Below are 6,297 nucleotides of genomic sequence, written 5' to 3'. Positions count from 1 at the left end.
CCCGGGAAGTTCTCGACCTCGGTGGTGTTCATGAGCGCGCCACCGGCGGTGACGGCCCCCTCGAAGACCAGCGGCTTGAGGGAGGCACGGGCCGTGTAGAGCGCAGCCGTGTACCCGGCCGGGCCGGAACCGATGATGATCACGTTACGGACGTCGCTCACTGCTTCTCCTGGTTCGCATCGCGACCCGCGTTTGCTGCGGGGAGGGCGGTCCTGCTCCGCCGCCCGGGACAACGACTGACCAGTGTCTCGCATTCCCAGGCGGATCAGTACCAGGCGCCCGGAGTCCGGGAGCGGCGTGCCGCCGTTGACGTGGATCGCATGGGAACCACCGGTCAGCGGCTGGGAACGGCCTGGTGGAGGAGGACCGGGCCGCAGTCGGGGGAGCGCAGGTAGACGTCGACGGAGCCGGGCCGGTCGGGCAGCGGGTAGACCAGGACGTCGACCGGGGCGCCGCGGTAGCTGCCCCGGTCGGTGGCCAGCGGGGTGCCGGGGGCGGGGGCCGGGCAGCCCGGGCCGGTGGGGGAGGGGGAGTCGGGCTCCGGGCGGGCGCCGTCGGCGGGCAGCAGGGAGCCGCCGGACCCGGCGCCCCCGGACGGCCCGGACGCGGCGGGCCCGGTGGCCCGGAGGCCCGGGGCGTCCTGCGCGCGGGCCAGCAGCTGCTGGACCTGGGCGGCGAGCGTGTCCTCGCGGTAGTCGGTGCCGGCGGTGTGGGGGGCACGGGCGCTCCCGCCGTCGGCGGTGGCGGCCGGGGCGCCGCCCACGCTCGCGGTCACCGTGCCGGACCGGTCGTCGGGGTGCAGCAGCAGCGTCCCGCCGAGCCCGAGCGCGGCCAGGGCGGCGGCCGCGCCGAGCAGCAGGGCGAACCGCCGCCGGCGGGGGCGGGTACGGCCCGGGCCGGTGGCCGCGCCGGACCGGCCGGCCCGCCCGTCCCCGGGGCGGGCGGGGGTGGGGGGGGGGGGCGGGGGGGACGGCGGGGAGGACGGCGCGACGGGCGCCGTGGCGGCGGGTACGGGCCTGTCGGTCCGGCGGTCGGCCGCGGGGCTGTCGTGGTCGCCCCCGGCCGCGTCGGCGGCTGCCTCGGCCAGCGCCGCGTCCAGCCGGGCGGCGACGTCGGCCGGCATCGGCGGGGCCTCGACGTCGCCGAGCAGCGCCCGGACCTCGGCCAGCGCGTCGACGGTCTCCCGGCACTCGGCGCAGCCGTCCAGGTGCCGGTGCAGCGCCCCGGCGGCGTCCGGGGAGTCGATCAGCCCCTCGGCGAGGTCGGCCAGCCGCTCGACCGGGGGGTGGTCGTCGGAGGCGTCGGGGAAGGAGGGGTGGGCGTTCATCGGGTGCTCGGGTCTCCTTCCAGGATCGTCCGACCGGTGCTCGTCCCTGTGACGGGACCGGGGCGCCGCGGGTTCCCCGGGGCGTTCCGGCGCGGCGGGGCCGAGCCGGCGGCGGTCTGTGTCTCGCGCGCTGTTTCACGTGAAACACCCGGCTCGCGCAGGTGCCGGACCAGCGGGAGGAGCCGCGCCCGGCCGCGCGCGCAGCGGCTCTTCACGGTGCCCACCGGGACGCCGAGCAGCTCGGCCGCCTCGGCCACCGGGTAGCCCTGCATGTCGACCAGCACCAGCGCGGCCCGCTGCTCGGCGGGCAGCTCGGCGAGGGCCGCGGTCAGCTCGCGGTGCAGTTCGGCCCGGACGACCGGGGAGTCGGCCGGCTCGGCGGTGCCGACCAGGGTGTCCAGCCGCTGCGGGTCCTCGTCCAGCGGGGTGGTGCGGCGGGTGGCGCTGCGCCGGGCGCGGTCCAGGCAGGCGTTGACCACGATCCGGTGCAGCCAGGTGGTGACCGCCGAGCGGCCCTGGAAGCCGGCGGCGGCGCGGAAGGCGGAGACCAGGGCGTCCTGGAGGGCGTCGGCGGCCTCCTCCCGGTCGCCCAGGGTGCGCAGGGCGACCGCCCAGAGCCGGTCGCGGTGGCGGTCCACCAGCAGGCCGAAGGCCTCCGGGTCCCCGGCGACGTGCCGGGCGAGCAGCGCCGCGTCGTCGTCCGTCCCTGTCACCCCTCGACCCCTCGCAGTCGTGCCGGGCCCACCGGCACCGGTCAGCCGGAGACCTTGACCTCGGCGACGTGGCCGCGGAACCTGCCGTCGGGATCCTTCGTCAGGCCGGTCAGCCAGATCAAGAGGTACCGCGTGGTGACCGGGGAGTCGAGGGTGTACTCGACATTGGTCCCGGTTTTCTTGCCGACGACGGTGAAACCGTCCGGCTTGGCCTGCATCGGGTTGCCGGCGGCGGCCGGGGTGGGCAGCCGCAGCTCCGCGGACTGCTCACCGCCGGAGAACTGGACGTTCACCGAGGAGACCGGCTGCGGCGAGCCGAGGTCGATCAGCAGGCCGGTGCCGGACTTCAGGGCGGGCGGCTTGGGGCCGAGCTGGTCGACGTACCAGCCGGTGGTCCAGGAGGTGCTCAGGTCGTTGTCGATGGACTTCGAGAGGCTCTCGGTGCCCTCGGGCCCGTCGCCCAGCGGGTTGTACGACTGCGCGTCCTTGATGGTGAGCGGCACCGGGTTGTGGGTGCTCGCCTGCGGGCTCGGCGCGTTGCTGCTGGCCGAGGGGAGCGGGGACGCGGCGGCCGGCCCGGTGTGCCGCAGGCTGTCGACGAACTGCCAGGAGGCGACGCCGATCGCGCCCAGTGCGACCGTCCAGGCGGTGGCCTTGACCACCCGGCGCAGCCGCCGCCGGGTGCGCCGGGAGGAGGCCGGGCGGGAGGAGGCGGGCAGCGGGGCGACGGTGGTGTCGGCCACCCGGGTCGGGTTGGGCGCGGTGGGCAGTGCGTGGGTGTTGTGCCGGGGCGGGGCCGGGAAGGCGGGCAGCTCCGGCTCGGGCTGGCGGATCTTGGGCAGCTGGGCGATCGCCCGGACCAGCTCCTCCGGCGTGGTGATCGGCCGGGCGTGGTGCGGCGGCTGGTCGAACAGGGCCCGCGCGGCGAGCTCGGACAGGCCCTTGTGGACCCCGGCGCGGACCTGGTCCGGCGCGGCGTTCTGGAGGCCCTTGGGCAGGCCCTGGAGGTCGTAGCGGTCCTCCGGGTACGGCCAGCGGTGGGTGAGCGCGGCGAACAGCAGTGCGCCGATCGCGCGGGTGTCGGCCCGCTGGGCGTCCTCGGCGTCCTCGGCGGGCAGCCCGCGCAGGGCGGCGTCCACCGCGATGCCGTTGATCCGGTACTGGCCGCTGTCGGTGCGCAGCACGCAGCGCGGGGTGAGCCGCAGGTGGGCCTGGCCGCGCCGGTGGGCGGCCGCGACGGCGTCGGCGACCTGGCGGACCATCTGGTACGCCTCGTGCGGCTCCATCGGGCCGTTCGCGAGCAGCCTGGCCAGGTCGGAGGAGTGCGGCAGCCACTCCCGTACGACGTAGACCAGCTCGCCCTCGTGGACGGCGTCCAGCACCTGGACGAAGCGCGGGTCGCCGAGCAGGGCGGCGGACTTGGCCGCGGCCAGCACCTTGCGGGCCCGCTGGTGGCCGGAGGCCATCAGGTGGACGCCGACCGCCCGGCGCAGCTTCTCGTCGACGGCGCGCCAGCTGCTGAAGGTCTCGGTCTGGGAGATGCACTCCTCCAGCCGGTACCGGTGGCCGATCATGTCGCCGCTGCGGCGCTGCGGGGCGGGGAGGGTGCGCGGGAGGGTGGCGGTGTCGCGCGGGTCGACCGTGGGCTGCGGGTCGGTGGGGCGGCGGGCGGGGCGGGCGGGTTCGGGGGCGGGCTTCTTCCGGGGGGAGCCGGCGGCCAGCTCGGCGCGGAGCTCCTGGACCGAGAGCGGGGCGGTGATCTCCGAGGTCTCCTCGCCGACGGCGGCCTCCGGGGCCGCGTCCGGTGCGTCGGCCCCGTCCCCGTCCCCGTCGGGGCGCCCGGGGGCGGCGGCAGCGGTGGCGTCCTCGCGGGCGTCCGCGGAGGTGTTCCCGTCGGTGGCCTGCGGGCCCGCGAGCTCGTCGATCGCCGCGGCCAGCGCGGCCTCGTCCGTCGCCGCGTCAGCTGCTGACGTGTCGACGACCGCCTTGGTGCCATCAGCCACCGTGGTCCTGCCTCCCCTTGTGTCGCCCCGGCTTGAGAGAGTCGCTGGAGCCCGGGCGTCGGCGGCCCTGTGCTCCAGGACAATTGTGCCCACTCTTCTCCACCGGGTACGACCGCTGAGGCGTCCGCTCGGTTGCACAGGGGTGGAGAGATGTGGTGCAGATCCGACACCGGGTCGCCATCCGGAGGTCGGCCGGACCCGAACGAACCGGTGACCCAGCACTCGGCCGGACGAGCGGAGGAGCGTCTCGCTCCGGTTGACGCCCGGTCAGGGCGCCCGCTCGTCCGGCCGGTGGTCGGTCGAAGGTCAGCGGCCCAGTCGGCCGCGGACCATGCCCAGCATGGAGTTCAACTCCTCGATCCGCAGGCGCTTCGCGATGAGCACGAAGACCGCCAGCTGGAGGCCGCCGGCCACGACCAGGGCCGTCACGCTGCCCGCCCAGCCGCCGAGCACCTGCTGGACCCCGAGACTGGCGCCGAGGCCGACCAGGGCGGCCGGGACGCAGGCGGCGGCCAGCCGGCTGTACGTCCGGCCGATCCGCTTGGTGTCCAGCCCGCCGATCCGCTTCTTCAGCTTCGGCAGCGCGACCATCACCCCGACGGCGTAGGCCAGGCCGTAGCCGAGGGCGAGGCCGGTCACCGTCCACTCGGCGGGCAGCACCAGCCAGCACACCAGCGCGAAGCCGGCCTGGCAGGCGGCGACCCAGACCGTGTTGGAGAACGGCGTACGGGTGTCCTCGTAGGCGTAGAAGCCGCGCAGCATCACGTACTGGGCGGAGTACGGGATCAGGCCCAGCGCGAACGCGGAGAGCATCAGACCGACGTTGGTGGCGTCGGTCAGGACGGTGTCGTTGCCGCCGACCGCGTAGATCGACCGGCCGATCACCGGGCCGAGCGACAGGAACAGGAAGGCCGCCGGGACGACCGCCACCGCGGTGGTGCGCAGCCCGTAGGAGATGTCGTCGCGCACGGCGCCGGCGTCCTCGTCGGCCGCCGCCCGGGAGAGCCGGGGGAGCACCGCGCTCATGATCGAGACGGTGATCACGGCCTGCGGGAGCTGCCAGATCAGCAGCGCGTTGGAGAACGCGGCCAGGCCGACGCCGTTGTGGCCGGCCGCCGCCGCGGCGGCGCCCGCCTTGGTGGAGAGCTGGGTGATCACCAGGTAGCCGGCCTGGTTGGCCAGCACGAAGAGGAAGGTCCACTTGGCCAGCCGGGCGGCCTTGCCCAGGCCGTGGCCGCGCCAGTCGAAGCGCGGCCGGAAGCGGAACTCGGCGGCCCGCAGGTACGGGATCATCGCCAGCGACTGGACGGCCAGGCCGATCAGGGTGCCCAGGCCGAGCAGCCGCACGCCCTCGGGGGAGATGCCCTCGGGGGTGACGTGGGTGGTGCCGAACCCGCCGTAGACCCAGATGTAGGCGGAGAAGGTGAAGATCACCACGATGTTGTTCAGGACCGGGGTCCACATCATCGCGCCGAAGCGGCCGCGGGCGTTGAGGATCTGGCCCATCACCACGTGGATGCCCATGAAGAAGATGGTCGGCAGGCAGTAGCGCGCCATCGCCACCGTGGTGTCGGCCAGCTCCGGGGTGGCCATCATCGGGTGGGCGATCAGCTGCACCAGCACGGGCGCCCCGAGCACGGCCAGGAAGACCACGCCACCGAGCCCGACCATCACCAGGGTGAGCAGCCGGCTGGCGTACGCGGTGCCGCCGTCCTCGTCGTTCTTCATGCTGCGCACCAGCTGCGGCACGAAGACCGCGTTCAGCGCGCCGCCGCCGATCAGGATGTACAGCAGGGTCGGCAGGGTGTTCGCCGCGTTGTACGAGTCACCCATCACCCCGACGCCGATGGCCGCGGTGATCACCATGGTCCGGACGAAGCCGGTGCCGCGGGAGACCAGCGTGCCGGCCGCCATGATCGCGCTGGAGTTCAGCAGGCTGGAGACCTTGCCGCCGCCGGCCTTGGCGGGTTCGGCGGCGGGCGCGGGCGCCTGCTGGGCGGCCCGCTCCTCGGCGGCGACGTCCGCGAGCGGCTCGACCGCCGGGGGCACCGCGACGGCGGCCACCTGCATGGTGGCCTCCTCCTCGGAGAGCGGCGGGTCGAACTCGATCGGCGGCACGAAGTGGTGCTGCCCGCCCGGAGCGCCGCCGTGCTGGAAGAACACCTCACCGTCCTCTTCGTCACCCACAACGTCCGCGAAGCCGTCCGCCTCGCCCAACGCGTCGTCCTCCTCTCCTCCCGCCCCGGCCGCGTCG

General features: G+C 75.3%; 5 protein-coding genes and 1 pseudogene. 1 reads left to right on the top strand and 5 read right to left on the bottom strand.

The window, feature by feature from the left end:
• The 5 genes from ABZW03_RS35470 to murJ all read right to left on the bottom strand — a co-directional run.
• The coding region (locus tag ABZW03_RS35470; protein WP_355267918.1) for an FAD-dependent oxidoreductase at positions 1–161 on the bottom strand (161 nt) is incomplete at its 3' end.
• Between the two features lie 173 nt (positions 162–334).
• Positions 335–1,327 carry a hypothetical protein gene (locus ABZW03_RS35465; RefSeq protein ID WP_355267915.1) on the bottom strand — a complete coding sequence of 331 codons (993 nt, stop codon included), beginning with the start codon at positions 1,325–1,327 and terminating at the stop codon, positions 335–337.
• The gene (sigM, locus tag ABZW03_RS35460; RefSeq protein WP_355267912.1) at positions 1,324–2,040 is read right to left on the bottom strand and encodes an RNA polymerase sigma factor SigM; all 717 of its coding nucleotides are present in this window, start codon (positions 2,038–2,040) and stop codon (positions 1,324–1,326) included. Before sigM ends, ABZW03_RS35465 begins: the two co-directional genes overlap by 4 nt.
• A 41-nt stretch (positions 2,041–2,081) precedes the next feature.
• On the bottom strand, positions 2,082–4,043 hold the full coding sequence (locus ABZW03_RS35455) for a serine/threonine protein kinase (protein ID WP_355267909.1): 1,962 nt from the start codon (positions 4,041–4,043) through the stop codon (positions 2,082–2,084).
• A 306-nt stretch (positions 4,044–4,349) separates the two neighbouring features.
• The gene (gene murJ, locus ABZW03_RS35450; RefSeq protein WP_355267906.1) at positions 4,350–6,206 is read right to left on the bottom strand and encodes a murein biosynthesis integral membrane protein MurJ; all 1,857 of its coding nucleotides are present in this window, start codon (positions 6,204–6,206) and stop codon (positions 4,350–4,352) included.
• Here murJ and ABZW03_RS35445 point away from each other — a divergent pair.
• Positions 6,207–6,297, top strand: a pseudogene (locus ABZW03_RS35445) (ABC transporter ATP-binding protein); the annotation flags it as partial.

Origin of the sequence: Kitasatospora sp. NPDC004799 (genome assembly GCF_040609095.1) — a bacterium.
GTDB lineage: Bacteria > Actinomycetota > Actinomycetes > Streptomycetales > Streptomycetaceae > Kitasatospora.
This window is presented reverse-complemented; position numbering and strand designations above follow the sequence as displayed.